Genomic DNA, 26,649 nt, shown 5'->3' with positions numbered 1-26,649 from the left:
CCGGCGTCCCGGGTCGCCTGTTAGCGTCGTCGCGGACGGTCGAGAAGTCCCGATCGTCGGCTCCGACGTTACCCGGAGGACTGCCATGGACATCGTGCTCGTTCCAGGTCTCTGGCTCCACGGTTCGTCGTGGGACCGTGTCACGCCGCTCCTCGAGGAGCACGGCCACCGAGCTCGGGCCCTGACGTTGCCCGGCATGGAGAGCAAGGACGCCGACCGGTCCGGGATCACCCTGGCCGACCACGTCGCCGCGGTGGTCGCCGCCGTCGACGAGGCGGACGGGCCCGTCCTGCTGGTTGCGCACTCGGCCGGCAGCGGCATCGCGCACGCCGCCGTCGACGCGCGCCCGGACCGTGTGATGCGGGCGGTCTACGTCGGCGGGTTCCCGTCGGCCGACGGCGACTCGCTCCTCACCGGGCTGCCCGAGCAGGACGGCGAGGTGACGATGCCGGACTGGGCGGCGATCGGCGAGGAGGCCAACATCGTCGACCTCGACGACGCCGCGCTCGCCCGGCTCTACGCCGACGCCATCCCGGCGCCGGCGGCCGTGCTCACCGACCCAGTGCGGCTCTCCGACGAGCGCCGCTTCGAGGTGCCGGTGACCGCGGTGTGCCCCGAGTACACCGCCGCGGACCTGCGCACGTGGGTCGACTCGGGGGACGAGGCGGTCAGCGAGCTGGCCCGCGCGAAGGTCGAGTACGTCGACCTGCCCGGCGGGCACTGGCCGCAGCTGACCCAGCCGGAGAAGCTGGCGCAGGTCATCCTCGACGCCGTGAGCAGGACCGGCCGGGACTGATTCTCGGTCGCGACAGCCCGAGGGCGCCCTTCCGAGGCGGACGCACAAGTGACCGTTGCAGCCGTCTCCGTTGATATCGCCGTAGAGGCTGGGGCCAGCCGGCTGAGTCATTTTCGCGACATGTCATGAGATGTCGCGGAGCAGATGACATGTCGCGACAAGGGGGCGGCAGTGTGGTTATGGCGTCGACACTACGAAACGGACGATGGCGGCGCGCGAGGAAACGGAGCGCGGTCCCGGTGGATGGATGGTCACCTAGACTCCCGCCGTGGATGTCCTCGAGTTCATCGGCAACTACTGGTGGCTCGTCTTCCCGATCGGCGGTGCCCTCGGCGGCTCCGTCAACGCCTTTATGCGCAACGCCCGTAAGTGGGACGAGCGGCGCCGGCAGGACAGGATCGAGCTCGCGCGGATCAAGTACGGCGCCCGCGCCGCCGCGGCCGAGCAGGCCAGGGTCACCCAGAGCGAGATCGACCGGACCCTCGCACGGCACCAGGCCGTCACCAAGCGGTGGCTCGACTACGAGCTCGACGTCGCCAAGCTCATCGACTACCCGCTCATGACCGACATGCGCGAGCCGCTCACGTTGGACTTCCACCGGGCCAAGCGGGACGCGGACGCCCTGCGGCCCGACGACGCGATGGAGCTGCAGGACGCCGGCCTGCTCGCCGAGTACCGCGACGCCGTGCGCCACTTCGAGACGGCGTTCGACCTGGCCGAGCAGGAGGCAAGGCGGCGTCGCACGTCGGACTTCACCGTGCCGGAGCAGCAGGCGCTGGTCCGCGCGAAGAAGTTCATCGCCATCGCCGACGATCCGGCGGCCACCCATGCCGAGCGGCAGTCCGCCTACAAACGCGCGACGCGCGAGCTCGAGGGGCTCGTCGTGCTGCCGACCGCCACCACCGACGCCTTCGAGCAGCGCATCGCCGGGGCGATCGACGCCCCGCGTGGGGAGGACGGGGGCCAGCCCTGATGCGTCACCGCCGCCGGGAGGCGTCGACGGTCGCGTCACCACCTGCTGCGCGCTGCGCCTGCGACGCTGACGCCGCGGCCCGCCCGGCGGCGGATGTCCGCGACGACCATCTCTGCGTCGTGCGGGACGCCGACCACGTTGTGCGAGCCGAACCGGTACTGGAACAGCTGCCCAAGGACGTACAGCCCCGGCTGCCCGACGACGGCGCCCCGGTCGTTCTCGAGACCGCCGGACGTGTCGAGCCCGGGCAGGCTGAGCCACTCGTAGCCGGGCCGGAAGCCAGTGGCCCAGACCACGTTGGCGACGTCGTGGATGTCGCCGTCCTCGGTCTGCGGCAGCCCGTGCACCACTCCGGTGACCCGAGGTGCCCGGCGGACGCCCGCCGCGTCGAGGTCCTGGGGCTTGACCCGGATGAGCGGGCCGGAGTGGCCGGCGAGCACCTTCTCCCGCGACGCCCGGCCGGGCCGGGTGTTCTCGGTGAGGATGTACGTCCACGCGAACGCGATGAACCGGAACCCCACCCGCATGACCGGGGACTCGATGCGCGGCGGGATGTGGCCAGGGTGCCGGCCGGCGAGCACCACGGGATGCGTCGGTGCCAGGTCGAGGGCGAGGTCCGCCCCGGAGTTGCCGGCACCGACGACCAAGACCGCGCCGGGCTGTAGCTGGACCGGGTTGCGGTAGTCGCCCGAGTGCAGCTGGGCGATCGCGGGGGAGAGGTCGGCGGCGAAGGGCGGGACGTTCGGGACCCGTTCGGCCCCGGTCGCCAGGATGACGTTCTCGGCCTCGAAGCTCTCCGATCCTGCCGTCACGGTGTACCGCTCGCCGTCGCGGAAGAGCCCGTCCACCTGGATACCGGTGCGGACGACCATGCCGAACCGGTCCGCGTAACCGGAGAGGTAGGCGGCCATCTGCGCGCCTGTCGGGAAGCGGTCGCCCCGGGGGAAGGGCACGCCGGGCAGTCCGTCCTTGATCGCGGGGGTGAAGAGCCGCATGGTGTCCCAGCGGTGGTTCCACGAGCCACCGATCCGGTCGTCGGCCTCCAGGATGGTGAAGGGCAGTCCGTGGCGCGTGAGCTGGTAGCCGGCGGCGAGGCCCGCCTGCCCGGCCCCGATGACGATCGTGCGGTTCATGGTCGGCTCCTTCGTGTCGATCGGTCGGGATCGACGCTACGGAGCAGCGGCGGTGGGCCGCGTCGGTGACATCACCCATTCGCGTCGGTCGCGGGCGGTGGGTACACGGGTCAGAGCAGCTGCCACTCACCGGCGCGGGCGGTGGCGGCCGCGCGGGTCGCGACGCCGAGCTTGGTGAGGATGTTGCTCACGTGCCGGTCCACGGTGCGCTCGCTGAGGACGAGCTCCGCGGCGATGGCCCGGTTGGTGGCGCCGGTCGCGACAAGCCGGAGGACCTCGACCTCCCGGGCGCTGAGCGTCTGCCGGGCGTGGTGGTCCAGCGCGTCCAGGTCTGGGCGCGCGCCCAGCCGTTCGAAGATGTCCCGAGCTGTGCGTTCCTCCCGGGCCGCGGACTCGACGTCACCGAGCGCCCGGCACGCCGTCCCCAGGAGCGACCGGGCACGGGCCTCCTCGTACAACGCGCCCACCCGCAGCCATGTCTCGAGCGCGGTGCGCGCCGGTTCACCGGCCTGCTCGGGGTGCCCGGCGCCGATCGCGAGGTGGGCCCGTGCCTGCGCGGCGAGGGCGCGGACGACGTCGCTGTCGTGCCGGGCGGCGAGCCGGTCCAGCTCCTCGCCGGCCGCCGTCGCCCCGTCCGCGTCCCCGATGGAGAGGAGGATCTCGATGGCCGCCGCCACCACCGCGACCCGGCGGGGGCCGCTCACCTCGGTGAGTGAGCGGCGCACCATCGCGGCGGCCGCCTGTGTGCTCCCGCGGGCGAGGCGCAGCAGGGCGAGTCCCGGTTGAGGCTCTTGCCCGAGCCGCGCGGCGGCGACGAAGGACCGTTCGGCCTCGTCCCACCGGCCCTGCAGCCGTTGGAGGTCGCCGCGGACGTAGAGGGCGAGCGCCGCCGAGACCCGGTCGACGTCGTCCTCCATGCCGTCGAGCTCGGCGGCCGCCACGGCCCAGTCGCCGTGGAGCTGGCGCAGCTCGGCCCGGCGGACCCGGCACTCGCCGACGAAGCTGCCCAGCTCCGGCTGCGCCGCGCACCAGCCCGCGAGCGCGTCCGTCCACTCGTGGGCGCGGCCGATGTCGTAGACGCTCCAGCAGCCCGCGATGACCCCGCAGTAGACGATGCCGGTCACCATCGGTGAGGCGTGGTCGGCCGTGACGACGACCATCGCCTCGTCGAGCAGGGCCCGGCCCTGGTCGATGCGGCCGGCCCGCAGGTGGAGGATCCCGGCCTGGTGCAGCGCGAGGGCGGTGAGGTCGGTGTCGTCGCACCGCTGCGCCGTCTCGACCGCCTCGACGGCGAGGCGGGCCGCGCCGTCGAGGTCGCCGGCACCCGCGGCCGGGAACGTCCGGGCGAAGCTGAGGTACCCGCGCAGGCGCTCGTCGTCCTCTCTGGTGGCCGCGATGCGGAAGGCGCGCTGCATCCATCCCGTGCCGCGCGCGACCTCTCCTTCGTGCAGGTACTGGGCACCGAGCCAGAACGCGCTGACCGCCGCGCCGACGGGGTTGCCGCTGTCGAGATAGCGCTGGTATGCCAGCCCCCGAACCGCGAAGTAGTCGTCCATCCGATGCAGCAGGTGCGCGCACTCTGCCATCCGGCCGAGGTCCTCCGGCTCGAGTGGCGCGGCGCGCTCGGCGCCCTGGAAGGCGTCGAACGCCGTCACCCACCGCCGACCGGCGTGCGCCGCCCGGGCCTGCACGAGGAGCTCATCGCGGCTCACGCGGTCAGTATCCTCCCGGACGCAGGTCCCGATCCTGAATACCGTCCACGGAGGAGATTTCGACGCGCAGAGCGATCGCGCTCGCCGGGGCGGCGGCCCCTCGCGTGCGGCCGTGTCAGGTGTACTCGTTGCGTGCGCGCCAGGTGCGCCACGACGTCACCGCGATGCGGATGAGCGGCCCCTGCGGCGGCGCGGCGTACTTCGGGTACTTGGCCGCGAGCACGGCCAGCGCCGTGAGCACCTCGGGACCGCCGTCCACGTGCTCGACTCTGGCGACTCCGTCGGCCCGGACCCACCACAGCGTGGACCAGTCGTCGGCGTAGTGGTCCACCAGCACACTCACCGCCGGGTGTGCCGCGATGTTGACGAGCCGCTGCAGCCGGCGGGTGGACTTCGGCTTGTCGTCGACGGCGGTCCACACGACGTCGCCCACCAGCGCGAAGGTCACGGGGACGATGTGCGGGGCCCCGCCGGGGGTCACCGACGCGAGCCGGGCCACCCGAGCCTGAGCGAACCGCGTGCGTGCGCCGCCGTCCATCGCGTTCACGCGACCGGCGGCCACACCAGAAGCGGCACGAAGGCTGATGCGTCGAGGTACCCGCTCACCGGCGCTGCTCGACCACGAGGTCGCTGTACCTCCTGTCGCCAGAAGTCGTTGGCCAACTGTAGCCACGTGGTGCGCCAGAGCGAGCGGCGGCTGTGACCGGGGAGGCCGCCGCTCAGGACGCAAGCCACTTCCGCCGTCGTCCCGGCTGCGCCAGAGTGGACCTACAGGCGCAACCGGAGACGCGAAGGAGCGGGTCATGAGGGCTCAGCGTGGAGACCACATCGTTCTCGCCGGGGGGCGCGTCGGCGAGACGGTGCGCGATGGCGAGATCCTCGAGGTGCGCGGCGAGGGCGGTAGCCCGCCCTACCTCGTCCGCTGGAGCGACGGGCGGGAGGCGCTGGTCTTCCCCGGCCCCGACGCCGAGCTTCGCGTGGCGCACTCTCGCGAGGAGGCCGAGGCGGCGGGCGCAGGTCAGTCTGCCGAGGCAAGTTCGGCACACGAGTGGCAGATCCGGGTCTCGCTCTTCCCGGCCGGCGACGACACCACCGCCCGCGTCGCGCTGATCAGCGACGTCATCGGCGAGCTGGACGCCCAGGGGGCGAGCCATCGTGGCGGCCACGACCCGGCCGTACCCCGGATCGGCGACGAGGTGGCCCTGGCGCGGGCGCTGCACCACCTGGCCGACCAGCTCCTCGCTCGGGCGGGGCACGACGTCGAGACCGTCACCGGAGAGGTTGACGTCACGATCCGGCGGGACTGAGGGGCACGGCAGTCCCGGCGACCGTGCAGCCGTAAGTTCTGGCGCTCGAGGCGCGCACCGCGGCCGGCGTGACCTTGGCCCCTCGCGGACCGGTGCGTCGGTGGTCACGCTGGACGTATGGAACTTGACGTCGGCTCGAGGGTCCGCGCTCGTGACCTCGGCTGGCGCGCCGCCGTCGAGGGACTGGGTGGTGCCGCTCGCATGGCTGCCGCGGTGGTCACCCCGTTAGACCGGCCACGCCGGAACCGGTGGGGTCTCGGCGACCTTGCGGACCGGCCCTATCCCGGTGACGACTTCATCGACGCACCGCGCTGGCAGTGGACCCACGGGATCGAGATCGACGCCCCGGCGGCCGAGGTGTGGCCGTGGATCGCGCAGGTGGGCGCGGACCGTGGCGGGTTCTACAGCTACGAGTGGCTCGAGAACCTCGTCGGATGCGGGCTGCGCAACGCTGAGACCATCGTGCCCGGCTGGCAGCTACAGGTGGGTGACCGGCTGAGCCTGCACCCGAAGTCGCCGCCGGTGCCCGTGGTCGCGATGGAGCCTGGCCGCTGGCTCGTCGCTCATGCCGCGCCCGACGCCGCCGACGTGGCGGCCGGCAAACCGTGGGCCGCGGTGTCCTGGTTGTTCCACCTCGAGGACCTGCCCGGTGGCCGATGCCGGTTCGTCAGCCGCTTCCGTTCCACCTCCTCCACGAACATGGCCATGCGCCTGGCGTTCGGACCCGCGCTCATCGAGCCGATCGGGTTCGCCATGGACCGGCGGATGCTGCTCGGAGTGAAGGAGCGGGCCGAGCGGAACGCACGGCGCGGTGGTCGCTGGCCGCGCCACGAGCAGCGGTCCCGCAGGTCCGCCACGCCCGCCGGGCTGACTCGCGCCGCCCGCCGCGACTGGCGCACGCTCGCCAACCCGACGCCGGCTCCGCGCTCGTTCGACCCGGCCGCCGTCGAGCACCTGCCTGTCCCGATCGCCCGCTGGCTGCGTTCCGCGATCGCCCCGGGTACTCCGCTCTCGCGCACCGCGTTGCTGGCGATGCACGGCGAGATCCTCGTGGGCCGGTGGCGCCCCTTCAGCGCCCTGCAGGTCCTAGCGCCCGCGGGTTACGTCTGGGCGGCCTCGGCCGGCAGTGGGTTCGTGCGGTTCCGTGGTTTTGACCGGTACACCCGCGGGCAGGGGCAGATGCGCTGGACGGTCGGCGGCCTGCTGCCCGCGGTCTCCGCTCGGGATGCCGACGTCACGCGCAGTGCCGCCGGGCGCCTCGCTGCCGAGACGATGCTCGTCCCGACCGCCGCTCTGGATCCGGCCATCACCTGGCAGGCGCAGGACGACCACTGTGCGACGGCACTGATCCCGCTGGGCGGCTCGACCCACCCGGTAGAGGTGGAGGTCGACGACGACGGCGCGGTCCGCCGGATCGCGCTGCCGCGGTGGGGAGACCCGAGCGGCGACGGATTCGCCGAGCACCAGTTCACCGTGACGTTCGACGGTGAGCTGCCCGTCGTTCTGGACGGCGGCGTCGTCGTCCTGCCGCGGTCCCTCGAGGCCGGCTGGGACACCGGCATCGGCGTCTTCTTCCGCGCCACCCTCGACGGCGCACGACTGTCGTGATCGAGTGTGCTCGCTTGGAGCCCCTGCATGGCCGCGGGGGCGAGGAACCCCGTGGCGCGATCTGGCTCGGAGGGCGTCCAGTGGCGCCCATCCCGGTGCGTCACTTGCCGCGCGGTGCGTATTGGGGGCGCGTCGGCCGCGCCGCTACGCCAGAATGCGCCCCATGACCTTCGAGCCCGTGCGCCATAGGTGCCTGGCGCGTCGCCGGGACGTCAGCGTGCGCAATCACGGCACGTTGATCGGTGCGGGCATCGACGCCTACGTGCAGTGGTTCGGCGAGGACGGCCCGTCAACATGAACGCGCCCACCGACGGCGTCATCGCCATCGAGCACCTCACCAAGGAATTCGGCGAGGTCCGCGCCGTCGACGACCTCACCGTCACCGTCCACCCCGGCAGGGTCACCGGCTTTCTTGGTCCGAACGGCGCGGGCAAGACCACCACGCTGCGGATCCTGCTCGGCCTGGTGCGCCCGACGGCGGGCACCGCGACCATCGGCGGTCGCACCTATGCCGAGCTCACCAAGCCGATGTGCACGGTCGGTGCGGCCCTGGAGGCGGCCAGCTTCCACCCGGGCCGCAGCGCGCTGGACCACCTGCGGGTGTATGCGCCGCAGGTCGGCGTGCCCGACGTGCGCTGCCGGGAGGTGCTGGATCTCGTCGGCCTCACCGCGGCGGCCGACCGACGCGTCGGCGGCTTCTCCCTGGGCATGCGGCAGCGGCTCGCGCTGGCCGCCACGCTGCTGGGTGACCCGCCCGTGCTCCTGCTCGACGAGCCCGCCAACGGCCTGGACCCCGAGGGCATCGCCTGGCTGCGTGCGCTGCTGCGGCACCTGGCGGCCGAGGGCCGCACCGTGCTCGTCTCCAGCCACGTGCTCTCGGAGGTGGAGCAGACCGTCGACGACGTCATCATCATCGCCCGCGGCGCCCTCGTGCACACCTCGCCGCTGGCCGAGCTGGCCGCTCGCGCGGAGCCCAGCGTGCGCGTCGTCTCGCCCGACCCCGCCGGCCTGGACACGCTCGTTGCCGCGGCAGGCTGGGCCGACCGCACCGACCGGACCGGGCCCGGCTCCGCCGTCGTCCGCCGGGTCGCCGCCGCCGAGGTGGGCGCCCGCGCCTTCGCCGCCGGCGTAGAGCTGCACGAGCTCACCCCGCGTGAGGTCAGCCTCGAGGGGCTCTTCCTGCAGCTGGTGGGGGAGCACCCGGTGCCCGACGGCGGTACGCGAGTGATGCCCGACGGCGGTACCAGGCTCCCGCCGTCGGCCCCGGTGGGCGGTGGGCCGCGATGAGGGCGGCGCTGGTCACCGAGTACCGCAAGCTCGTCACGACGCGCCTGTGGTGGGTGCTGCTCGTGGCGATGGCCGCCTACATGGTCTTCCTCGGCGGGATCCTGGCGTTCGTGCTGGTCCAGGACCCGGCGTCGGTGACTGGCGGGATCCCCGGCACCGGGGCGTCGGCGCCGCCCAGCGCTGAGGAGGCCGCGCGCAGCGTGTACACGGTCGCGACGTCGCTGGGGTATGTCTTCCCCGTGGTCGTCGGCGCGCTGGCGATGACGAGCGAGTTCCGCCACCAGACGATCACCCCGACGTTCCTCGCCGAGCCGCGCCGCACGGTGGTGCTGGCGGCGAAGATGCTCTCCAGCGTCGCCGTGGGTCTGCTGTTCGGGGTGGTCGGGACGGCGGCGACGGTCGGGGCCGGCGCGACCGTGCTCGCCGCGCTGGGGGAGTCGACGTACCTGAGCGACCCGGTCGTGCTGCGTAGCGCGGGACTGTCGGTGCTTGCGCTGACGGTGTGGACGGTGGTGGGTGTCGGGTTCGGCGCGTGGCTGACCAACCAGGTAGCCGTCATCGTGGTGATCCTGGCGTTCACGCAGTTCGTGGAGCCGATCCTGCGGATCGTGCTGGCGCAGTTCGATGCGCTGACGGGGGTGGCGAAGTTCCTGCCCGGCGCGGCCGGGGAGGCGATCACGGGCAGCTCGTTCTACGCCGACACCGGCATGGCGCCTGGGCTGCTGCCGTCCTGGGCGGGGCTGCTGGTGCTGCTCGGCTATGCCGTCGTCTTCGCCCTGCTCGGGCGGCTCACGACGCTGCGCCGGGACGTCACCTGACTCACCAGGACGTCACCCAACCAGTCCGGTGGGGGTCAGATTCGCGCGGTCTCGCTGCGGCCCAGCCCGGGCGGTCCTGGGGGAAGACGAACCACATCCAGTGGCCCCGCTTGTGACCGCGGCGCACCTCGGCGAGTGCGGCGTCGTACGTGTCGTCCTGGGCGGCGGTGAAGCGCTCGACGGCGTGCTGGTCCGGCATCAGCGCTGCCGGCGATGCGGTCGACGGACCCGAGGACCCGGTGGCGGACCGGCCCGGGTAGACCCGTCGATCTGGTCGGGTGCGTATCCGCCGAACCGGACGAGTGCCGGGACCAACGTCCCCCACCGGACCTTCGTCCCGGCGGACCATGGTCGCGGGGGGTCTCGATGGAGAGGCCCCCGACCGAACTTCTCATGCACAGGAAGGACAACGATGTCCACGTTCGAGGGCAAGGTTGCGATCGTCACCGGCGGCGGGTCGGGGCTGGGTGAGGCGATCTCCAAGGAGCTTGCTGCCAAGGGCGCCAAGGTGGTCGTCGGCGACATCAACCAGTCAGCCGCCGAGCGGGTGGTCGCGCAGATCGAGGTGGCCGGCGGCACGGCGAGCGCCTTCGCGGCGGACACCGCGAAGCCGGCGGACTCCGAACGGGCGGTCGCCCACGCCGTCGATACCTACGGGGCCCTCCACCTGGCGGTGAACAACGCAGGGATCGGCGGGGCGCAGGCCCCGGCGGGGGAGACCGACCTGGACGAGTGGGACCGGGTCATCTCCATCAACCTCTCCGGGGTGCTGTACGGCATGCGCTACCAGATCCCGGCGATGCTCGAGGCCGGCTCCCGGCGCTGCGCGATCGTGAACATGGCGTCGATCCACGGCATGGTCGCCGCACTCGGCAACGGCGCCTACACCGCCGCCAAGCACGGCGTCGTCGGGCTCACCAAGAACGCTGCCGCCGAGTACGGGCCACAGGGCCTGCGTATCAACTGCGTCGGGCCGGGCTACATCCGCACCCCGCTGCTCGAGGGGCTGCCCGCCGAGTTCCTCGCCGCCCTCGAGGGCAAGCACCCGCTCGGTCGGCTCGGCCGTGCGGAGGAGGTCTCGCACCTGGTCTGCTTCCTGCTCTCGGACGACGCCTCGTTCATCACGGGCAGCTACCACCTCGTCGACGGCGGTTACACAGCCGTCTGATCAGAGCCTGGCCGGGTGCGGAGCTCACGAAGAACAGGCTCCGCGCCCGTGCCTTTTGTCCTACTGAGCCGTCCCATACCGCTGCGACGATGGTCATCGTGAACGGCGCCGACGGACGGTGTGCGCTCGAAGGGGGTAGAAGTTGAAGAAGCAGCTCGCCGTGATCGTGGCAGGCGCCGCGCTGGTGCTGGCCGGATGCTCGTCCGTGACGATCGAGCCGGCGGCTCCGGCAACGTCACCCGTCCCGGCGCCGTCGCCCGCGACGGAAAGCACGGAGCTGCTCACCGACCACGGTCTGGACGGCCTGGAGGCCCAGCAGGTCATCGAGCTCCTCGACAAGACCCCCCTCGACGAGCGGGCCACGGACCTCATGGCGTCCATCCGCCCGGACGAGCTGCTGCTCTCCGACGGTCACGAGGAAATCGCCCTGCCGCTGCCCGAGGACCGCTTCTACGTCTCCATCGCACCCTTCGTCAACCAGACCCACGAGTGCTTCTACCACTCGCTCACCACCTGCACCGGTGAGCTCTCCGGCGAGGAGGTGCAGGTGACGATCGTCGACGATGCGGGGGAGGTGCTCGTCGAGGAGACCACCACGACCTACGACAACGGCTTCGTCGGCTTCTGGCTGCCGCGCGACGTCGACGGCACCATCCGCGTGTCCTACGAGGGTCGCGAGGGTGAGGCGGACTTCACCACCACGGACGACGGCGCCACCTGCGTCACGACCCTGCAGCTCGCCTGACGGGGCAGCCACCGGCAGCGGTCTTGTGGGGGCCGCCGCGGTTCTCGGCGCTCGGGACGCTCGCCGGTTGGGTGAGGGAGGAACCAGGGCGGCCGTGCGGACGGGGGCGCCATACCCTGGTCACCGTTCGCACCGACGCGACGGGAGACCGACGATGACCGTCCAGCTGAACCACACCATCGTGCACGTCAAGGACAAGCATGCGTCGGCGAGGTTCCTCGCCGGAATCCTGGGTCTGCCCGCGCCGACGTCGTACGGGCCGTTCGTGGTCGTCCAGACCGGGAACGGCGTGTCCCTCGACTTCGCGGACGAGCAGGGGGAGGTCCGGTCTCAGCATTACGCCTTCCTCGTGGCCGAGGACGAGTTCGACGCCATTCATGAGCGGATCATCGAGCGCGGCCTGCCGTACTGGGCCGATCCGTATCACCGCCGCCCGGACGTCATCAACACCAATGACGGTGGCCGTGGGCTCTACTGGAACGACCCCGACGGCCACAACCTGGAGATCATCACCAGGCCCTACGGCGGATGAGGTCACCGCCGCGACCGCTCGGAGCGTCGGCCGAGGGTACCGAGGCCGCCGGGGAACGGGTGGTCACGAAGTGCGAACCGCCGGACGATGGAGGATCGCGTGCGCCGGGACCACGGTGAGTGTGGGGACGCCCGAACTGTCGGATTCAGCGTCGACGGCCCGCACGACGCCGTCGACGATGAGTGTGAACCCGCTCGCCTGGCGGGGCGGGAAGACAAGGGTGACCGCTGGATGGTCGCCCGCCAGTGCGAGGGCGGAGCGGCCGGGGGAGTCGAGCACCAGCTCACCACCGACCAGTCGAGGGACGAGTGCGACGACGTGGGGTCGCTCCTGGCCGGGACTGAGCAGGTAGGCGAAATCGTGTTCCGCCATCGCCGCGCCGAGCTCAGCGACCTCGACCTTGATGCTCACGATCCTCCTTGGTGTGTCTGGGTCGCGAACGATACCCATCATCCCGCCCGGCGCAGCACCATCCCGTCTGCTCAAGGCTCCGCCCGGCGCACCACGATCGTGGCCTCCCCGGCGCCCTCGACGTCACGCAGCACCTCGCAGCCCTCTGCCGTTCGCGCGAGGCGGCCCAGCTCACCCGCCTCGGCCGCGAACCGTGACGGCGCCGCCGCCCCCACCTCCGACAACACGGTGACGACCAGCACGCCGCCGGCGCCCAGGAGTCCGGGGAGCGACCGGAGGACGGCCGGGTCGCGGAAGCGCTGGCAGACGACGAGGTCATACGGCCCGGTCACGTCCGCCGGCAGCGCACCGGCGACGTCGGCGACCCGCGCCAGGACCAGACCGCCCAATCCGGCCGCGACGGCGCGGTCCCGGAGCCGCGAGATGGCGACGGCGGAGCGGTCCACGGCGTCGACGGCGAACCCCTGTCCGGCGGCCCACAGGCTCACGGCCCCGAGCCCGCACGCCACGTCGAGGGCGCGGCGGCCCGTCCGCTGCGGGAGGACGTCCAACAGGCCGGCGAGACCGTCCGGTGGGCGGGGCATCGGATCGGGCGCGTCGCGGTGGCGTGCGTCCCAGCGACCGTCGTCGTCCATCTGTGTCCCTGCTCCCGAGGCTGCCGACGCACTCTAGGGGCGCTCGGATAGCTCCGGCACCCGCTCGCGGGTAGCGCTACCCCATGCCGTCCAGTCCGTCGCCTGGGACCCTCGTGTCATGTCCGGGCTCGGAGTGCCGCCGTGACGGGGGCGGTCGAGGCCGGGGTGTGGGGCGCGGTCGGTGGCCTGGCGCTGGTGATCGGTGCCGGAATCGCTTGGTTCGTCCGCGTCCCGGCCAAGGGCATCGCGAGCGTGATGGCGTTCGGTGCGGGCGTGCTCATCTCGGCGTTGGCGTTCGACCTCATGGAGGAGGCGGCCGACACCGGTGGCCTGCTGCCCGCGGTCGCCGGGTTCCTGACCGGTGCCGTGGTCTACATGCTCGCTAACGCCCTCCTCGCCCGCCGCGGGGCGCGTCATCGGAAACGCTCGCAGGACCAGCAGTCCTCGGAGGACGACCAGAGCGGTAGCGGCATGGCGATCGCGCTGGGCGCACTTCTCGACGGCGTCCCGGAGTCGGTCGTCCTGGGAGCCAGCCTGCTCGGAGGCGGCGGCGTCAGCTCCGCAGTGGTGGCGGCGGTGTTCCTCTCGAACCTGCCCGAGGGGCTCTCCAGCGCCGCCGGCATGAAGAACGCAGGCCGGGGCGCCGGCTACGTGTTCGGCGTCTGGGGAACGATCGCCGCCATCAGCGCGGTCGCTGCGGCGGCCGGCTACCAGTTACTCGGCGGCGCGTCGCCCGAGGTGACCGCGTTGATCACGGCGGTGGCGGCCGGGGCGATCCTGACCATGGTGGCGGACACGATGATCCCCGAGGCCTTCGAGCGGGCCCATGCCCTGACGGGACTGATCGCCACCGTGGGGTTCGTGGTCGCCTTCGCCATCAGCCGCACCGGCGGCTGACCGGCGCCCCGGGCGCACGTCGCCGCTCGCCGGGTGGGCCACGCCGTTCACCCCGGAGCCACCGGGTCGGGGCGTCCCGGCCACCTCGCGTCGGCGCCGGCGCAACCTGCGGTCGTTAGCGTCGGTAAAGCCGGCCGGCACCACGTTGTGACACGCGAAGAAACGAGAGACAAGAACCCATGAAGTGCCATTCCCGCATGCTCATGTCAGCGGCCCTGGCCGTCGTGCTCGGCGCGGCCGCCGCCACCCCGGCGCTGGCGAACGAGACCGACTACACGATCGACAACCCCTACGCCGACGTCAAGTGGAGCGACTGGGCCCAGTACACGTCCGCCCTGCACAACCACAGCTACGAGAGCGACGGCGGCAACACCCCCGCGGAGCGTTTCGAGGACGCGTACGCCAAGGGCTTCGACATCTTCGCCCTGACCGACCACAACTTCACCAACACCGCGTGGGACCGGACCGATCGTCCGGAGTCCAACGACCGCGGGAAGCTGGAGTACCTGTCCACCGACCGCCTTGAGGAGATGAGGGCCGGCGTCGGCCGTGACGCGAAGGGCATGCTGCCGATCTCCTACGCCAACGAGCAGTCCCGCGCGAACCACCTGCTGACCTTCTGGGCGGACTTCAACAACCAGTCCGGCGCCACGCTGGAGGGCAACATCGCCCAGGCGGAGGAGCTCGGCGGGGTGTCCGTCGTCGCCCACCCTGGGCGCTACACCGGCGGCGCGCGCCAGACCGGCGCTCAGGGTCTTATCGCCTCCTCGCACCCCGAGACGGTGCAGAAGTACGTCGACCTGTTCACCCGGTACGACTCCGCGGTCGGCATGGAGATCATCAACAAGAAGGACGGCGACTCGGCCAGCGACCGCATCCTGTGGGACAACATCCTCACGCAGACGATGCCCGAGCGGCCCGTGTGGGCCCAGTCGAACGACGACGCCCACTCCAACGGCGCGCTCGGATTCAGCTACAACGTCCACCTCATGCCCGAGCTGAGCGAGGGCGCGTTCCGCCACTCGCTGGAAGCCGGCACGTACTACGCGTCCGCGAAGGTGTCCTACCGCGAGCTCGGCAACGAGTTCATCTCGCAGGGCGCTACGCCGACAATCAGCGACATCACGGTGGACGGCGACGCGGACACGGTGACGATCACAGGCGTCGACACCGAGTCGGTGCGGTGGATCAGCGAGGGTGAGGTCATCGCCGAGGGCGCCACCATCGACCTGGACGACCACGACGGCAAGGTCGGCTCCTACGTGCGCGCCGAGCTCGTCGGCCCCGGCGGCATCTCCTTCACCCAGCCGTTCGGCGTCCACGGCGGTCCGGGCCGCGAGGTCGTCGAGGTCGGCGGCATCGAGCTGACGGCGTCCAGCACGACCGTCACGGCGGACCAGCCGGTCCAGGTGACCACGACCGCGACCGACGCCCAGGGCGCGCCGGTGGATCTCTCCGGCGCCGTCGTCGCCTACGACACCGTGCCGGGCGACATCATCTCGGTCGCCGACGACGGCACCATCACCGTGGTCAACCCGCCGCTGGCCAACATGGCCGTCAAGGTCCGCGTAACGGTGATCGCGGCCGGGCAGGTGCACACCGACGACGTCACCCTGACCGTCGACGTCGGTTCGACGGACAACCTCGTCGTGGCCCCGGTCCTCACCGGCGACGACGACGTCGAGGAGTACGTCTCCAGCGGCCGCATGTACCTGGACAGCTCCGATCTGGAGATCGTCCGCGAAGGCACCACGGAGCAGGCCGTCGGGCTGCGCTTCGCCGACCTGCCCATCCCGGCCGGCGCGCAGATCAGCGAGGCGTACGTGCAGTTCACGGTCGACGAGCCGGAGGCGAGCACAGAGGACTTCGCCGTGGACATCCGCGTCGAGGACGTCGACGACGCCACCCCGTTCACCACGGAGACGGCCAACCTCACCTCGCGCGCGTTCAGCGAGCAGGCGGTGAGCTGGGCGGACGTCCCGCTCTGGACGGTCGACCGCGAGGCCGGCCCCGACCAGCGCACGCCGGACCTCAGCGCGTTGCTCCAGCAGATCGTCGACCGCGACAGCTGGGCCACCGGCAACGCGATGGTCTTCAAGATCACCGGTGAGGGCAACCGCAGCGCGGACGCCTTCGAGAGCAACGCCGGGCCGGTCCTCCACGTGGTGTGGACCATGCCCGAGGAGGTCCCGGCCGAGGAGGACCCCGAGGGCGAGCGCGAGGCGGTCATCGACTTCCGCGTGAAGACCAACCAGGGCCGCTTCGTCGACATCACGGAGGCCAAGGCCGCCGCGCTGCGGGAGGTCAACTACTCCACCGGCCGCGTCGTTGAGGCCGTCCGTGACTTCCAGGGCCGGGAGAAGTCCTTCGTCATCACCGTGGAGACCGCGACCAAGCAGTACCGGGTCGCCGTCGACGCGGAGACGGGCGACGCGCAGGTCACCGACGTCACCGAGCTCTGACCCGCACCGGCCGGCGCCTCGACGGGCGCCGGCCGGTCCTGGGTACGCCCACGGGGCAGGCGCTCCGCGCACGTGCTCCGTGGGCGTCCCGGCGCCCTGTGGGCGTCTCGCGTGCGCCACCCGGTGAGACCCACATACCCCGAGAGGCGAGTCCCGCCGTCGGCTCGTACGGTCGAAGGAATCCCTACTAGAGGAGCAAGCGATGACGGACCTGAAGAACAAGCGGGTGGCGTTCGTGCTGACGAACGGCTTCGAGGACTCCGAGCTCACCTCGCCCTGGGAGGCGGTCACCTCCGCCGGCGCCGAGGCGGTGCTCGTCGCGCCCGAGTCGGGCACGGTCACCGGTAAGAAGGGCCACGAGGCGAAGGTCGACCTGGCCGTCGGCCAGGCGAAGGCCGACGACTTCGACGCGCTGGTCCTGCCCGGCGGGGTCGCCAACGGCGACAAGCTCCGCATGGACGAGGCGGCCGTGTCCCTGGTCCGGTCCTTCTTCGAGCAGCACAAGCCGGTTGGGGTGATCTGCCACGGCGGGTGGATCCTCACCGACGCCGACGTGCTCGAGGGACGCACCATGACGTCCTACCCGAGCCTGCGGACCGACCTGCGCAACGCGGGCGCGACCTGGGTGGATGAGGAGGTCGTGGTCGACAACGGCCTCGTCTCCAGCCGCACCCCGGGCGACCTGCCAGCGTTCAACGACAAGCTCGTCGAGGAGATCGCCGAGGGTGAGCACGAGCGGCAGACCGCCTGACGCTCATGCCACCAGGGGCGGGCCCGGCCGGTGCGGCCGGGCCCGCCCCGGGCCGTCCGGGCCGTCACCGCACCGCGATAGTGTCGCGAGGTGCCGACCGCCGCCACCACCCAGGCCTGGGTCTCGACGCTGCCCGTCCCGGCTGAGCTGGTGTGGCGGCACGCGACCCACTTCGGCGGCATCAACGGCGAGCTGTACCCGCTGCTCCGGATGACCGCGCCGAGGGGCACGACGACGCTCGACCCTCACAGCATCGTCCCAGGTGCCCGGCTCTTCCGGTCGTGGCTGCTGCTCGGCGGTGTCCTGCCGGTCGAGTACGACGACTTGACCATCGCGGAGATCGGCGCGGGCCGCTTTCTTGAGCGCTCGCGCATGCTGACCTCCCGGGTGTGGGAGCACGAGCGCATCGTGGAGGAGATCGATGCAGGATCGTGCCGGCTCACCGACCGGGTCTCCTTCGTCCCGAGGTGGCCCGCGCTGCGCCCGGTCATGATGGCGACGGTCGCCTTCCTATTCCGCCACCGGCACCGCCGCCTGGCCGAGCGATACCGGCGCCCCCGCGCCGCGTAGGTGTCGGGGCAGGCTACCGGGCGGGGGTGTGCGCGTCCGTCGGCACCGCGATGGCGCGGTTGAGCCAGACCGACGTGACCTCCATCCCCACCTTCTCGTACAGTCCCAGCGCACCGGTGCGTGAATCGGTGCTCAGCTCGGACCGGCTCGCCCCGTGGGCGCGGGCGTGGCTGAACGCGTCCGTCAGCAGGGCCCGCGCCAGGCCCAGCCCACGCCGGTCCTCGCGCACGGCCACCTTGTCGACGTAACCGGTCTCGCCCGCGAGGAACACGACGACGGCGCCCACCACCTCGCCGTCGGGCCCGACGGCGACCCGCACGTTCCACGGCTCGAATCCCGGGCGGCCCATCACCTGGGCGGCGAAGTCCTCGAACGGGTGGCGCTCGCGCCGTGCCCACTCGAGGAAGGCGTCCTCGACGACGGTCCAGACCTCGCGGTAGTCGGCCGCGGTCGCCTCGCGCAGCGTGTACCCGGCAGGCAGCGGCTGCGGCGTGAGCACCCGGCCCGCCGGGAGTGTCAGGACCCAGGACGTCCATCGGACGTGGAACCCGAGCGCCGTGAGCAGCCGGTCACCAGGTGAGCCCTGCGGGACGGGCATGCCGACCTCGGTGCTGCCGAGGCGCAGCGCCCGGTCTTGCAGCCACCGGGCGAGGAACGTGCCGATGCCACGGCCGTGGTGCGTTGGGTCCACCGCGGCATGGGCGCGGTCGCGCCCGGAGAGCTCGGCGTACCCGACCAACCGGTCGCCGTCGAGGACACCGACGGTGCGGGAGGCGATGTCGAAGCTGGGACGCTGCCAGTCGGCGACGACGTCCGCCTCCTCGATGGCGACCTCACCGGTGTTCCGCAGCTCCTCCGCGGCCATGATCGCGGTGACCGCTGCCGCGTCGACGAGCGTGAGGGGACGCTGGGTGAGCCCGTGCGGGAGTGTCATAGCTCCGATTGAAGCGGCCATCACGGTGCGATGTCGCCCGGATTTTCCGGGGTGCCCTCGCGACGCCCCATCGAGCGAGGGTGTTCGGGCCGAGCGAGCGTGGCCCACCACCCCCGGTGGGCCCCACGACCCTCGGTGGGTCACACGACCCTCGGTGGGACGACCCTCGGTCGTCGAGCGGCACCCGGCCGCGGTGCCGACGGCCGAGGGGCTTCGACCCGGGCCGGTCGACGCAAATAGGACTTACGTCACTTGTTAGGTGAGCCTTGCCTCACCTAAAGTCTCCCGGGGTGGCCACGGCGTCACCCCCCGACTCTGGAGCGCAGATGAGCATTCGCACCACCTCACGGGCCGCCGTCGTGGTCCTCGCCCTGGCCGCCACCGGCACGCTCGCCGCGTGCGGCGGCGACGAACCGGCCGCCGAGACCACCGGCGACGCCACCACCGCCGCCGAGGCCACCGGACCGCTCACGATCTACTCCGGGCGCAACGAAGAGCTCGTCGGCCCGATCCTCGACCAGCTCGAGGCCGCCGTCGGCACCGACGTCGAGGTCCGCTACGCCGGCTCGAGCGAGCTCGCCGCACAGCTGCTGGAGGAGGGGGAGGGCACCGACACCGACCTGTTCTTCTCCCAGGACGCCGGTGCCCTGGGCGCCCTGGCCAAGGCCGACCGCCTCGCCACCCTGCCCGACGACGTCCTGAACCTCGTCGACGCGAAGTACCGCGACGACGACGGCCGCTGGGTCGCCACCTCGGCCCGCGCCCGGGTGCTCGCCTACGACCCCGCGCAGGCGCCGGAGGTCGAGGAGTTCACCGGCATCGACCAGATCCTCGACGAGAAGTACCAGGGCAAGGTCGCCTACGCCCCGACCAACGCCTCGTTCCACGCCTTCGTCACCGCGCTGCGGGTGGACCGCGGTGAGGACGGCGCCCGTCAGTGGCTCGAGGACTTCGCGGCGCTGGAGCCCCAGGCCTACGACAACAACAACGCCGTTCTCGACGCAGTCGACAGTGGTCAGGCCGCCATCGGCCTGATCAACCACTACTACTGGTACGAGAAGGTCGCCGAGCAGGGCGCCGACGCCGTCGCAGCCCAGATCCGCTTCCTCGACGCCGACGACCCCGGCGCGCTCATCAACGTCGCCGGCGTCGGCGTGCTCGCCGGCTCCGACGCCGAGGCGGCCGCCTTCGCCGCCGTGGAGTACCTGCTCTCCGACGAGGCGCAGCAGTACTTCGCCGACACCACCGCGGAGTACCCCGTGGTCGAGGGCATCACGACCACGGAGCACGACCTCACCCCGCTCAGCGAGCTGTCCGGCTCCGCGGTCGACCTCAACGACCTCGACTCCCTCGACCAGACCCTCGCGCTGCTGGACGAGGTGGGCCTGACCTGACCGAGCCCGCCAGCTCGGCCGCGCCCGCGCGCGGCCGCCCCAGGACCGCCGTCGCACGCGCGCCGGCGGTCCTGGTCCTGCCCGGGATCGTGGCGGCGGCCGTCGCGCTGCTGCCCATCGGGTACCTGTTCGTGCGGGCCGGCGAGGCGGGCGCGGCCGAGGTGTGGGAGATCCTCTGGCGCGACCGCACCCTGTGGCTGGTGCTGCGCAGCCTGGGCCTCGCCGCGGCGGTGACCTCGGCATGCGTGGCCATCGGTGTCACGCTGGCCTGGCTGACCACCCGCACCGACCTGCCCGGCCGACGCGTCTGGGGCGTGGTCGCCGCGCTGCCCCTGGCGGTGCCCAGCTTTGTTGCCGCCTACGCGTGGATCTCCGTGGTGCCGAGCCTGGCGGGTTTCTGGGGCACGTTCCTGGTGCTGACAGCCTGCTCCTACCCGTACGTGTACCTGCCGGTGGCCGCGGCGCTGCGCCGCGTGGACCCTGCGCTGGAGGAGGTCTCCCGCTCGCTGGGCCGCTCCGCCCTGCGCACGTACCTCACGGTCACCGCCCGGCAGGTGCGTCCGGCCGCCGCGGCCGGGGCGCTGCTGGTGGCGCTGTATGCGCTCAGCGACTTCGGCACCCCCTCGCTCATGCGGTACGACGTCTTCACCCGCGTCATCCACACCTCGTACCGCGCCTCCTTCGACCGGACCCCGGCGGCGGTGCTCTCCCTGGTGCTGGTGGTGCTCACCATCGCGATCACCGTCGCGGAGGCCCGCAGCCGCGGTCGCGCCGGGGCGGCCCGGGTGGGCGGCGGCGCGGCGCGTGTCCCGCCGACGGTGCCGCTCGGACGGGCCCAGCCGCTCGCGCTCGTGGGCACGGCGGCGGTGGCCGCGGTCTCCCTCGGCTATCCCGCCGTCGTCCTGACCTACTGGATGGCGCGAGGCAACTCCGCCGGCTTGGAGTGGGACCGGCTGCTGCCCGCGGGTGCGTCCACGCTGTGGGTGGCGCTCCTCGGGGCGCTGGCAGCCACCGCGCTCGCCGTGCCGGTGGGGGTGCTCGCGGCCCGCCACCACGGCCGCGCGGTACGGGCGATCGAGCACACCACCTACGCGGGGCACGCCCTGCCGGGGATCGTCGTCGCCCTGGCTCTGGTGTTCTTCGGGGTGCGCTGGGCCGAGCCGATCTACCAGCGCACCCCGCTGCTCGTCCTGGCCTACGCCGTCCTCTTCATGCCTGCGGCCATCGGGTCGGTGCGGGCCGCCGTCGCCCAGAGCCCGCCACGGCTGGAGGAGGTGGCCCGCTCGCTCGGCCACGCCCCGGGCGCGGTCCTGCGACGCGTCACCCTGCCGCTGGCCGGCCCCGGCATCGCCGCCGGCTTCGCGCTGGTGACCCTGACGGTGATGAAGGAGCTGCCTGCCACGCTGCTGCTGCGGCCCACCGGCATGGACACCCTGGCCACCCGGCTGTGGACCGAGACGGGTGTGGGCGCCTACGCCGCCGCAGCGCCCTACGCGGTCGCCCTCGTGCTGCTCGCCGCCGTGCCGACGTTCCTGCTGACCCGCGCGCAGGCGCGGCTCGTCGCACCCCGGCGCACCGGCACGGCGATGGAGAATGGGCACGTGCTCGAAGAGACCGGGGGAGACTGATGAAGCGGCTGCAGGTGCGGGGGCTGCGCAAGTCCTTCGGCACCACACCGGTGCTGCGCGGCGTCGACCTCGACGTCCCCTCGGGCGCGCTGGCCGCCGTCCTCGGTCCGTCCGGGTGCGGCAAGACCACCCTGCTGCGGGTGGTCGCGGGTTTCGAGGGGGCCGACGCGGGCGAGGTGCGCGTGGGCAGCCGGGTGGTGACCGGACCGGGCGTCGCCCTCCCGCCGGAGCGGCGCCGCGTGGGCATCGTCCCGCAGGAGGGCGCGCTCTTCCCGCACCTGTCGGTGGCCGAGAACGTCGCCTTCGGGTTGCCGCGCAGAGGTGCGGGGGCCCGACGGCGCAGCGCCCGGGTGGCGGAGCTGCTCGAGCTCGTCGGGCTCGCGGACCTCGCCGCGCGCATGCCCGCGGAGCTCTCCGGCGGCCAGCAGCAGCGGGTGGCCCTGGCCCGCGCACTCGCCCCCGACCCCGACGTCGTGCTTCTTGACGAGCCGTTCTCCGCGCTGGACGCCGGGCTCCGCGCCGCGCTGCGCGAGGACGTCCGTGCCGCGCTGCAGGCCACCGGCGCCACCGGGGTGCTCGTCACGCACGACCAGGAGGAGGCGCTGAGCATGGCCGACGTCGTCGCCGTCATGCGCGCCGGCGTGGTCGTGCAGCAGGCCGCCCCCCGCGACCTCTACCTCGCGCCGGCGGACCTCGACGTGGCCACCTTCGTGGGCGAGGCCGTGGTGCTGCCGGCCCGGGTGGAGGAGGGCGTGGCGACGACGGCGCTGGGCCGGCTGGCGCTGTTGCGCGGACCTGTCGGCGACGGCGGCACCGGCCGGGTGGTGCTGCGCCCCGAGCAGCTGCACCTGGTGCGCGCCGGTCGTGGCGGCGTGCGGGCCACGGTGGTCGGCTCGACCTTCTACGGCCACGACGCCAGCGTGCGCCTGGAGGTGCCGGGACCCGACGGCGAGCGGCTGCCGGTGCTGTGCCGCACCCAGGGGCCGCTGCCCGAGGTGGACGAGGTGGGCGTGATCGTCGCCGGCCCGGTGAGCTTCTTCGCCGACGCCTGAGCCCTGCCGCGGCTGGACCAGGTGACACGGACCCGTGTCAGGGGCAGGCTGGTCCTCCGCGGCCGGAGCACCACCGGTCGTGACCGGCGAGGACGACGGAGCACCCCGTGCAGATGCCCAGACCGACGGAGGAGGACAAGGCACGCTTCCGTGCCCTCGTCCCCGACGACCCTCGTATCGAGGTCAAGCCGATGTTCGGTCAGCTCGGTGCCTTCCTGGGCGGGCACATGTTCGCCGGGCTCTTCGGCGCCGACGTCGGCGTCAAGCTGCCCGAGCCCGAGCTGGCTGCACTCCGGGAGCGCGGGGCGCGCCCGTACGGGCCGCCGGAACGTCCCATGAGCGGCTACGTGACCGTGCCAGACGATGCTGACGCCGCCGAGCTGCTGGTGCGTGGCGCCCAGTTCGCCGCGACGCTGCCCCCGAAGGTGAAGAAGAAGCCCTGACCGTTCCAGCGGGCGTCGCCCATCACCCCAGGTGCTCCAGCGCCTCCCGGCGCGAGAGCGGCGCGAGCGTGGACCCGGCCGCCTCGACGTATGCGCGGACCCAGGCCGCATCGGTCTTGGCGTACTCGCGCAGCGCCCAGCCGATCGCCTTGCGGATGAAGAACTCGTGCCCGTGCCGGCTGCCGGCGAGGTTCGCCCCGATGCAGTCCGCGAGCAGGTCCGTGTCCGTGCCGGCCTTGCTCTTGAGCTGGCTGAGGATCGCGGTGCGGCGCACCCAGAGGTGGTCGTCGACGGCCCAGGTGCGCATGTGCGCGCCGCCCTCCGCGGGGTGGGCGCGGAGCACCGCCCCGACGAGGTGCGCGGCGACGTCGTCGACCAGGTCCCACCAGGCGCCGGTCTCGACGAGGTGGCGGTACATGTGCAGCGCGGCGGGCTCGGCCGCCCACCCCGCGTAGCGGCGGTGGCGGGCAAGGGCGATCGCGGCGTAGCGCTCCTCGCGGAACTCGGCGCCGTCCCACAGGTCGCGGATCGCGGCCTCCCACGTGGACCGGTCGGGCAGGGCGAGGGCGGGGTCCGCGAGGAGCGGCCGCAACGTCGCCTTCAGGACCGGGCTGGTCAGCCCTCGGAACGGCATCGCGGACTTCATGTACCGCTGCTGCCCGGCGGCCCGCTCAGGGTCGGCGGCGGCGGCGAGGGCGCCGCGGATCGCGGTGCGGAGATCCTGTCCAGGGTCGGGCGCGGGAGGCGGGGGCATAGCGGCTACGGCCGGACGGCGGCGGCCGGGTCGGGGCTTGTGATGGCGGGCGTGGTGACCGGCTGCTGCTGGGTGATGCAGTGGACGCCCCCGCCGTGGGCGAAGATCCCGCGCGCGTCGACCAGCTTGATGGTGCGCCCGGGATAGGCCCGAGCGAGGATCTCGGCGGCGACGGCGTCGTGCGGGTCGTCGAACGCGCACAGGACGACCACGCCGTTGGCCACGTAGTGGTTGATGTAGGACCAGTCGGTGGGGCCGCCGTCGGCCTGAAGAACGGTCGGGGCGGGGACCGGGACCACCTCCAGGCGCCGGCCGCGTGCGTCGGTGGCGCCGGCGAGGATCTCGCGCAGCTCGCGGGTGACCGCGAAGTCGGGGTGGCGCGGGTCGGTCTGGTCGTGGACGGCGACCACCCCCGGGCGCAGGAAGGTCGCGACGATGTCCACGTGCCCGCGGGTGCCGAACTCGTCGTAGTCGCGGGTGAGCCCGCGGGGCAACCAGATCGCTCTCGTCGTGCCGAGCCGGGCGTGGACCTCGGCCTCGACCTCCGCCCTGGTCAGCCCGGGGTTGCGGCCGGGGTCGAGCTGGACGGTCTCGGTGAGGAGCACGGTCCCCGCGCCGTCGACGTGGATCCCGCCGCCCTCGTTGACCAGGGACGACGGCGTGACCGGCACCTCCGCCAGCGCGGCGACCCGCCCGCCAAGGCGCCTGTCCTGGGCCCAGGTGGCCCACGGCTGGGCGCCCCAGCCGTTGAAGACCCAGTCGACGGCGGCGAGCCGGCCGGTGCCGTCGCGCACGAACGTCGGGCCGCTGTCGCGCAGCCAGGCGTCGTCCAGCGGCAGCTCGACGACGTCGACGGCGGTGCCCACCAGCTCGCGTGCCAGGTCGCGCTGGCCGGGGCCGGCGACCAGGGTGACCGGCTCGTACCGGGCGATCGTGCGCGCGACGGCGGCCCAGGCACGGCGGGCGGAGGCCAGGGTGGGGGAGCCGTCGTCGCCGAACGTGGCGTTCGGCGGTGGGAAGGCCATCCAGGTGCGCTCGTGCCGGTCCCACTCGGCCGGCATCGTCACCGTGAGCTGCTGGGCGGGAGCCGTCATGCCTGCATCACCTTCGCGGGGACTGTGGGGACGTGGCACATCGTGGCACGTCCCGCCGCCCGGTCGAGGCGATCGCGTGCGCCCGCTACTGACTCACCGCTCGGTCGATGCGGTCGAGCAAGTCCTCCAGGGCGCTCTCGAACTCCTCCTGGGAGCGGTCCTCGGAGAGCTTGTCCGCCAGGCGCTCGACGTTGGGGAACTCCACCAGTGTTTCGGTGGTGTTCGGCGCCGACGCGCCGCCCTCGTCGATCGTCTCCTCCGTCGTGGCCACCCCCATCTGCGCGACGGTGAGCAGCAGGTGCCCGATGAGGAAGCTCGTGAACGCCCGGTACGCCGAGACCGCCTGGTCGTCCGTGAACCCGCGGCTGGTCAGGGCGACGAGGAACTCCTCCACCACCTCCAGGCTGCGCAGCGGCGGGCGCAGCCACGGGGCGGCCGGATGCCGCGTGGCGACGAGCGGGAACACCTCGGGGTGCTCGAAGGCGACGTCCCGGACCGCGTGCGCGAGCCATTGCAGGTGTCCCTGCCACCCGAAGTCGGGCCCGAGCTGGGTTTCGGCGGGGCGTTCGAGCCGGCTGGTCAGGTGGCTGACCATCGCCTCGAGCAGGTCCTCGCGGCCGTTCACATGGCGGTAGAGCGCCATCGCCTCGACGTCCAGCTCGGCGCCGAGCCGACGCATGCTCAGGGCCGGCAGCCCGCCGTCGTGCACCAGCTGGAGGGCCGCCTGGACGATCCGCTCGCGGTTCAGCGGCTGGCGGTCCGCGCGGCCGGCCTCGGGCTGGTGCTGCGTCATGCGTTGCTCCTGGTCCTGAGTCCGGCGGGAGGGCCAGCCTACGGCTGCGACTCAGGCACACGCCCATCGGCGCGGGAACGACCCATCTTCCTGCTCAGATCGGTGGGCTCGGTGGGGCGCTCGCGGCCTGGGTGGGCAAGGCGCGAGCGGTGCTATGCCAGCGCCGGTGCATGCCGTATGCTCGGGTTGTTTACGTTGTAAGCCGGTGGTTCAAGCCCTGGCACACCAGGTTCAGCGAAGCCGAATGCCAGAGGAAAGGCGGCGTCCCATGCATGATGGCGGCGTGAAGGCTGGCCCGTCCTTCGCGGACGTACCCGGGTCGGCGGCGGTACTCACCTCGGCGACCCAGGCGCGCCTCGTCCTCGCCGGCGAGGTGGACGTCAGCATGAACGACGAGCTGATGGAGGCCTCGACCGAGCTCGAGCAGACCGGTCTGCCCATCGACGTGGACGTCAGGCACGTGACCTTCATGGACTCGTCCGTGATCGCTGTGCTCGCGCGGCTGACGCACCGGGTGCCGTCCCGGTTGCGGCTGATCGAACCTCCCGACGTGGTGCGCTTCCTCCTCGATGTCACCAAGATCGGCGAGCTCGTGGAGGTCCTCGACGCCGACCCCGGGTTCCCCGGCCAGGACGGCACCAGAGGAGCGGGCGGCGTGGGGGCCGAGGTCGTGCCGGACCCGGCACTGTCGATGAGGACGGACGCGCCAGTGCTCGCCGACGGCGCGTGACTGCGCAGCGGCATCTCGCCGT

The 26,649-nt window shown here is 72.6% G+C and carries 29 protein-coding genes; 19 read left to right on the top strand and 10 right to left on the bottom strand.

Annotated features, from left to right (window positions below):
• The first annotated feature begins 85 nt into the window (after positions 1 to 85).
• Together FE374_RS11035 and FE374_RS11030 are read left to right on the top strand one after the other, a co-directional pair.
• Positions 86 to 796, top strand: a complete 711-nt coding sequence (locus FE374_RS11035) for an alpha/beta fold hydrolase (RefSeq protein WP_139929051.1) — start codon at positions 86 to 88, stop codon at positions 794 to 796.
• A 268-nt stretch (positions 797 to 1,064) separates the two neighbouring features.
• A complete protein-coding gene (locus tag FE374_RS11030; protein WP_139929048.1) occupies positions 1,065 to 1,769 on the top strand; it encodes a hypothetical protein in 705 nt (234 codons plus the stop codon).
• Between the two features lie 35 nt (positions 1,770 to 1,804).
• Here FE374_RS11030 and FE374_RS11025 read toward each other — a convergent pair whose 3' ends face one another.
• The 3 genes from FE374_RS11025 to FE374_RS11015 form a co-directional block, all read right to left on the bottom strand.
• A complete protein-coding gene (locus FE374_RS11025) occupies positions 1,805 to 2,902 on the bottom strand; it encodes a flavin-containing monooxygenase (protein WP_139929046.1) in 1,098 nt (365 codons plus the stop codon).
• A 110-nt stretch (positions 2,903 to 3,012) separates the two neighbouring features.
• Positions 3,013 to 4,614: a LuxR family transcriptional regulator gene (locus FE374_RS11020; protein ID WP_139929044.1), complete on the bottom strand. Its 1,602-nt coding sequence runs from the start codon at positions 4,612 to 4,614 to the stop codon at positions 3,013 to 3,015.
• A 115-nt stretch (positions 4,615 to 4,729) separates the two neighbouring features.
• Positions 4,730 to 5,152 (bottom strand): TIGR03668 family PPOX class F420-dependent oxidoreductase, encoded by a 423-nt coding sequence (locus tag FE374_RS11015; RefSeq protein WP_139931547.1) that lies wholly within the window; start codon positions 5,150 to 5,152, stop codon positions 4,730 to 4,732.
• 265 nt (positions 5,153 to 5,417) lie between these two features.
• Here FE374_RS11015 and FE374_RS11010 point away from each other — a divergent pair, with 265 nt between their 5' ends.
• The 5 genes from FE374_RS11010 to FE374_RS10995 all read left to right on the top strand — a co-directional run bounded on the left by FE374_RS11010 (position 5,418) and on the right by FE374_RS10995 (position 9,634).
• Entirely contained in the window at positions 5,418 to 5,921 is a 504-nt protein-coding gene (locus FE374_RS11010; protein WP_139929042.1) for a DUF1918 domain-containing protein, read from the top strand.
• A 117-nt stretch (positions 5,922 to 6,038) separates the two neighbouring features.
• On the top strand, positions 6,039 to 7,529 hold the full coding sequence (locus FE374_RS11005; protein ID WP_139929040.1) for a DUF6544 family protein: 1,491 nt from the start codon (positions 6,039 to 6,041) through the stop codon (positions 7,527 to 7,529).
• A gap of 163 nt (positions 7,530 to 7,692) precedes the next feature.
• The gene (locus FE374_RS20090; protein WP_269142035.1) at positions 7,693 to 7,827 is read left to right on the top strand and encodes a hypothetical protein; all 135 of its coding nucleotides are present in this window, start codon (positions 7,693 to 7,695) and stop codon (positions 7,825 to 7,827) included.
• On the top strand, positions 7,824 to 8,816 hold the full coding sequence (locus FE374_RS11000) for an ATP-binding cassette domain-containing protein (RefSeq protein ID WP_139929038.1): 993 nt from the start codon (positions 7,824 to 7,826) through the stop codon (positions 8,814 to 8,816). Before FE374_RS20090 ends, FE374_RS11000 begins: the two co-directional genes overlap by 4 nt.
• Positions 8,813 to 9,634, top strand: coding sequence for an ABC transporter permease (locus FE374_RS10995; RefSeq protein ID WP_139929036.1), 822 nt, complete (start codon positions 8,813 to 8,815; stop codon positions 9,632 to 9,634). Before FE374_RS11000 ends, FE374_RS10995 begins: the two co-directional genes overlap by 4 nt.
• Before the next feature lies 1 nt (position 9,635).
• Here the strand turns inward: FE374_RS10995 and FE374_RS10990 are convergent, their stop codons facing one another.
• Positions 9,636 to 9,833: a DUF1810 family protein gene (locus FE374_RS10990; RefSeq protein WP_230978266.1), complete on the bottom strand. Its 198-nt coding sequence runs from the start codon at positions 9,831 to 9,833 to the stop codon at positions 9,636 to 9,638.
• 213 nt (positions 9,834 to 10,046) lie between these two features.
• Between FE374_RS10990 and FE374_RS10985 the strand changes: the two genes are divergently transcribed.
• The 3 genes from FE374_RS10985 to FE374_RS10975 all read left to right on the top strand — a co-directional run bounded on the left by FE374_RS10985 (position 10,047) and on the right by FE374_RS10975 (position 12,079).
• A complete protein-coding gene (locus FE374_RS10985; RefSeq protein WP_139929034.1) occupies positions 10,047 to 10,802 on the top strand; it encodes an SDR family NAD(P)-dependent oxidoreductase in 756 nt (251 codons plus the stop codon).
• Between the two features lie 142 nt (positions 10,803 to 10,944).
• On the top strand, positions 10,945 to 11,547 hold the full coding sequence (locus FE374_RS10980; RefSeq protein ID WP_139929032.1) for a CueP family metal-binding protein: 603 nt from the start codon (positions 10,945 to 10,947) through the stop codon (positions 11,545 to 11,547).
• Between the two features lie 154 nt (positions 11,548 to 11,701).
• Positions 11,702 to 12,079: a VOC family protein gene (locus tag FE374_RS10975; protein ID WP_139929030.1), complete on the top strand. Its 378-nt coding sequence runs from the start codon at positions 11,702 to 11,704 to the stop codon at positions 12,077 to 12,079.
• 63 nt (positions 12,080 to 12,142) lie between these two features.
• On the opposite strand, the gene FE374_RS10970 is transcribed toward FE374_RS10975, so the two are convergent.
• Together FE374_RS10970 and FE374_RS10965 are read right to left on the bottom strand one after the other, a co-directional pair.
• Positions 12,143 to 12,490, bottom strand: a complete 348-nt coding sequence (locus tag FE374_RS10970) for a pyridoxamine 5'-phosphate oxidase family protein (RefSeq protein WP_139929028.1) — start codon at positions 12,488 to 12,490, stop codon at positions 12,143 to 12,145.
• A 71-nt stretch (positions 12,491 to 12,561) separates the two neighbouring features.
• Complete coding sequence (locus FE374_RS10965) at positions 12,562 to 13,125, bottom strand: class I SAM-dependent methyltransferase (RefSeq protein ID WP_139929026.1); 564 nt, start codon at positions 13,123 to 13,125, stop codon at positions 12,562 to 12,564.
• A 141-nt stretch (positions 13,126 to 13,266) separates the two neighbouring features.
• Between FE374_RS10965 and FE374_RS10960 the strand changes: the two genes are divergently transcribed.
• The 4 genes from FE374_RS10960 to FE374_RS10945 all read left to right on the top strand — a co-directional run bounded on the left by FE374_RS10960 (position 13,267) and on the right by FE374_RS10945 (position 17,805).
• Positions 13,267 to 14,022 carry a ZIP family metal transporter gene (locus FE374_RS10960; RefSeq protein WP_139929024.1) on the top strand — a complete coding sequence of 252 codons (756 nt, stop codon included), beginning with the start codon at positions 13,267 to 13,269 and terminating at the stop codon, positions 14,020 to 14,022.
• Between the two features lie 197 nt (positions 14,023 to 14,219).
• The gene (locus FE374_RS10955; RefSeq protein ID WP_139929022.1) at positions 14,220 to 16,484 is read left to right on the top strand and encodes a CehA/McbA family metallohydrolase domain-containing protein; all 2,265 of its coding nucleotides are present in this window, start codon (positions 14,220 to 14,222) and stop codon (positions 16,482 to 16,484) included.
• A gap of 202 nt (positions 16,485 to 16,686) precedes the next feature.
• The gene (locus FE374_RS10950; protein ID WP_139929020.1) at positions 16,687 to 17,235 is read left to right on the top strand and encodes a type 1 glutamine amidotransferase domain-containing protein; all 549 of its coding nucleotides are present in this window, start codon (positions 16,687 to 16,689) and stop codon (positions 17,233 to 17,235) included.
• A 90-nt stretch (positions 17,236 to 17,325) separates the two neighbouring features.
• Positions 17,326 to 17,805 carry a hypothetical protein gene (locus FE374_RS10945; RefSeq protein WP_139929018.1) on the top strand — a complete coding sequence of 160 codons (480 nt, stop codon included), beginning with the start codon at positions 17,326 to 17,328 and terminating at the stop codon, positions 17,803 to 17,805.
• Between the two features lie 13 nt (positions 17,806 to 17,818).
• Here FE374_RS10945 and FE374_RS10940 read toward each other — a convergent pair whose 3' ends face one another.
• Positions 17,819 to 18,739, bottom strand: a complete 921-nt coding sequence (locus FE374_RS10940) for a GNAT family N-acetyltransferase (RefSeq protein WP_223173514.1) — start codon at positions 18,737 to 18,739, stop codon at positions 17,819 to 17,821.
• Positions 18,740 to 19,065: 326 nt separating this feature from the next.
• Here FE374_RS10940 and FE374_RS10935 point away from each other — a divergent pair, with 326 nt between their 5' ends.
• The 4 genes from FE374_RS10935 (at position 19,066) to FE374_RS10920 (ending at position 23,256) form a co-directional block, all read left to right on the top strand.
• On the top strand, positions 19,066 to 20,133 hold the full coding sequence (locus FE374_RS10935) for an extracellular solute-binding protein (protein ID WP_139929014.1): 1,068 nt from the start codon (positions 19,066 to 19,068) through the stop codon (positions 20,131 to 20,133).
• Between the two features lie 89 nt (positions 20,134 to 20,222).
• Positions 20,223 to 21,761: an ABC transporter permease gene (locus FE374_RS10930; RefSeq protein ID WP_230978265.1), complete on the top strand. Its 1,539-nt coding sequence runs from the start codon at positions 20,223 to 20,225 to the stop codon at positions 21,759 to 21,761.
• Positions 21,761 to 22,813 carry an ABC transporter ATP-binding protein gene (locus FE374_RS10925; RefSeq protein ID WP_139929012.1) on the top strand — a complete coding sequence of 351 codons (1,053 nt, stop codon included), beginning with the start codon at positions 21,761 to 21,763 and terminating at the stop codon, positions 22,811 to 22,813. The genes FE374_RS10930 and FE374_RS10925 overlap by 1 nt, the downstream gene beginning before the upstream one ends.
• A gap of 113 nt (positions 22,814 to 22,926) precedes the next feature.
• Positions 22,927 to 23,256, top strand: coding sequence for a TfoX/Sxy family protein (locus FE374_RS10920; RefSeq protein WP_230978264.1), 330 nt, complete (start codon positions 22,927 to 22,929; stop codon positions 23,254 to 23,256).
• Positions 23,257 to 23,278: 22 nt separating this feature from the next.
• On the opposite strand, the gene FE374_RS10915 is transcribed toward FE374_RS10920, so the two are convergent.
• The 3 genes from FE374_RS10915 to FE374_RS10905 form a co-directional block, all read right to left on the bottom strand.
• Positions 23,279 to 24,010 (bottom strand): DNA alkylation repair protein, encoded by a 732-nt coding sequence (locus tag FE374_RS10915; RefSeq protein WP_139929008.1) that lies wholly within the window; start codon positions 24,008 to 24,010, stop codon positions 23,279 to 23,281.
• A 5-nt stretch (positions 24,011 to 24,015) separates the two neighbouring features.
• Positions 24,016 to 25,104 carry an agmatine deiminase family protein gene (locus FE374_RS10910; protein WP_230978263.1) on the bottom strand — a complete coding sequence of 363 codons (1,089 nt, stop codon included), beginning with the start codon at positions 25,102 to 25,104 and terminating at the stop codon, positions 24,016 to 24,018.
• Between the two features lie 85 nt (positions 25,105 to 25,189).
• Positions 25,190 to 25,897 (bottom strand): TetR/AcrR family transcriptional regulator, encoded by a 708-nt coding sequence (locus FE374_RS10905; RefSeq protein ID WP_139929006.1) that lies wholly within the window; start codon positions 25,895 to 25,897, stop codon positions 25,190 to 25,192.
• 283 nt (positions 25,898 to 26,180) lie between these two features.
• Between FE374_RS10905 and FE374_RS10900 the strand changes: the two genes are divergently transcribed.
• Positions 26,181 to 26,627: an STAS domain-containing protein gene (locus FE374_RS10900; protein ID WP_230978262.1), complete on the top strand. Its 447-nt coding sequence runs from the start codon at positions 26,181 to 26,183 to the stop codon at positions 26,625 to 26,627.
• Positions 26,628 to 26,649 lie beyond the last annotated feature (22 nt).

This window comes from Georgenia yuyongxinii (assembly GCF_006352065.1).
GTDB classification, from domain to species: domain Bacteria; phylum Actinomycetota; class Actinomycetes; order Actinomycetales; family Actinomycetaceae; genus Georgenia; species Georgenia yuyongxinii.
The sequence above is the reverse complement of the archived record's forward strand: the minus strand, read 5'-3'. Positions and strand labels throughout refer to the sequence as shown.

Bases quoted from the DNA above. Each gene is read 5' to 3' on its own strand.
- FE374_RS11000 (WP_139929038.1), top strand. From the start codon at position 7,824: ATGAACGCGCCCACCGACGGCGTCATCGCCATCGAGCACCTCACCAAG.
- FE374_RS10925 (WP_139929012.1), top strand. From the start codon at position 21,761: ATGAAGCGGCTGCAGGTGCGGGGGCTGCGCAAGTCCTTCGGCACCACA.
- FE374_RS10910 (WP_230978263.1), bottom strand. From the start codon at position 25,104: ATGACGGCTCCCGCCCAGCAGCTCACGGTGACGATGCCGGCCGAGTGG.
- FE374_RS10975 (WP_139929030.1), top strand. From the start codon at position 11,702: ATGACCGTCCAGCTGAACCACACCATCGTGCACGTCAAGGACAAGCAT.
- FE374_RS10965 (WP_139929026.1), bottom strand. From the start codon at position 13,125: ATGGACGACGACGGTCGCTGGGACGCACGCCACCGCGACGCGCCCGAT.
- FE374_RS10995 (WP_139929036.1), top strand. From the start codon at position 8,813: ATGAGGGCGGCGCTGGTCACCGAGTACCGCAAGCTCGTCACGACGCGC.
- FE374_RS10950 (WP_139929020.1), top strand. From the start codon at position 16,687: ATGACGGACCTGAAGAACAAGCGGGTGGCGTTCGTGCTGACGAACGGC.
- FE374_RS10990 (WP_230978266.1), bottom strand. From the start codon at position 9,833: ATGCCGGACCAGCACGCCGTCGAGCGCTTCACCGCCGCCCAGGACGAC.
- FE374_RS11010 (WP_139929042.1), top strand. From the start codon at position 5,418: ATGAGGGCTCAGCGTGGAGACCACATCGTTCTCGCCGGGGGGCGCGTC.
- FE374_RS10955 (WP_139929022.1), top strand. From the start codon at position 14,220: ATGCTCATGTCAGCGGCCCTGGCCGTCGTGCTCGGCGCGGCCGCCGCC.
- FE374_RS10920 (WP_230978264.1), top strand. From the start codon at position 22,927: ATGCCCAGACCGACGGAGGAGGACAAGGCACGCTTCCGTGCCCTCGTC.
- FE374_RS10985 (WP_139929034.1), top strand. From the start codon at position 10,047: ATGTCCACGTTCGAGGGCAAGGTTGCGATCGTCACCGGCGGCGGGTCG.
- FE374_RS11015 (WP_139931547.1), bottom strand. From the start codon at position 5,152: ATGGACGGCGGCGCACGCACGCGGTTCGCTCAGGCTCGGGTGGCCCGG.
- FE374_RS10940 (WP_223173514.1), bottom strand. From the start codon at position 18,739: ATGACACTCCCGCACGGGCTCACCCAGCGTCCCCTCACGCTCGTCGAC.
- FE374_RS10935 (WP_139929014.1), top strand. From the start codon at position 19,066: ATGAGCATTCGCACCACCTCACGGGCCGCCGTCGTGGTCCTCGCCCTG.
- FE374_RS10905 (WP_139929006.1), bottom strand. From the start codon at position 25,897: ATGACGCAGCACCAGCCCGAGGCCGGCCGCGCGGACCGCCAGCCGCTG.
- FE374_RS20090 (WP_269142035.1), top strand. From the start codon at position 7,693: ATGACCTTCGAGCCCGTGCGCCATAGGTGCCTGGCGCGTCGCCGGGAC.
- FE374_RS10915 (WP_139929008.1), bottom strand. From the start codon at position 24,010: ATGCCCCCGCCTCCCGCGCCCGACCCTGGACAGGATCTCCGCACCGCG.
- FE374_RS11025 (WP_139929046.1), bottom strand. From the start codon at position 2,902: ATGAACCGCACGATCGTCATCGGGGCCGGGCAGGCGGGCCTCGCCGCC.
- FE374_RS11005 (WP_139929040.1), top strand. From the start codon at position 6,039: ATGGAACTTGACGTCGGCTCGAGGGTCCGCGCTCGTGACCTCGGCTGG.
- FE374_RS11035 (WP_139929051.1), top strand. From the start codon at position 86: ATGGACATCGTGCTCGTTCCAGGTCTCTGGCTCCACGGTTCGTCGTGG.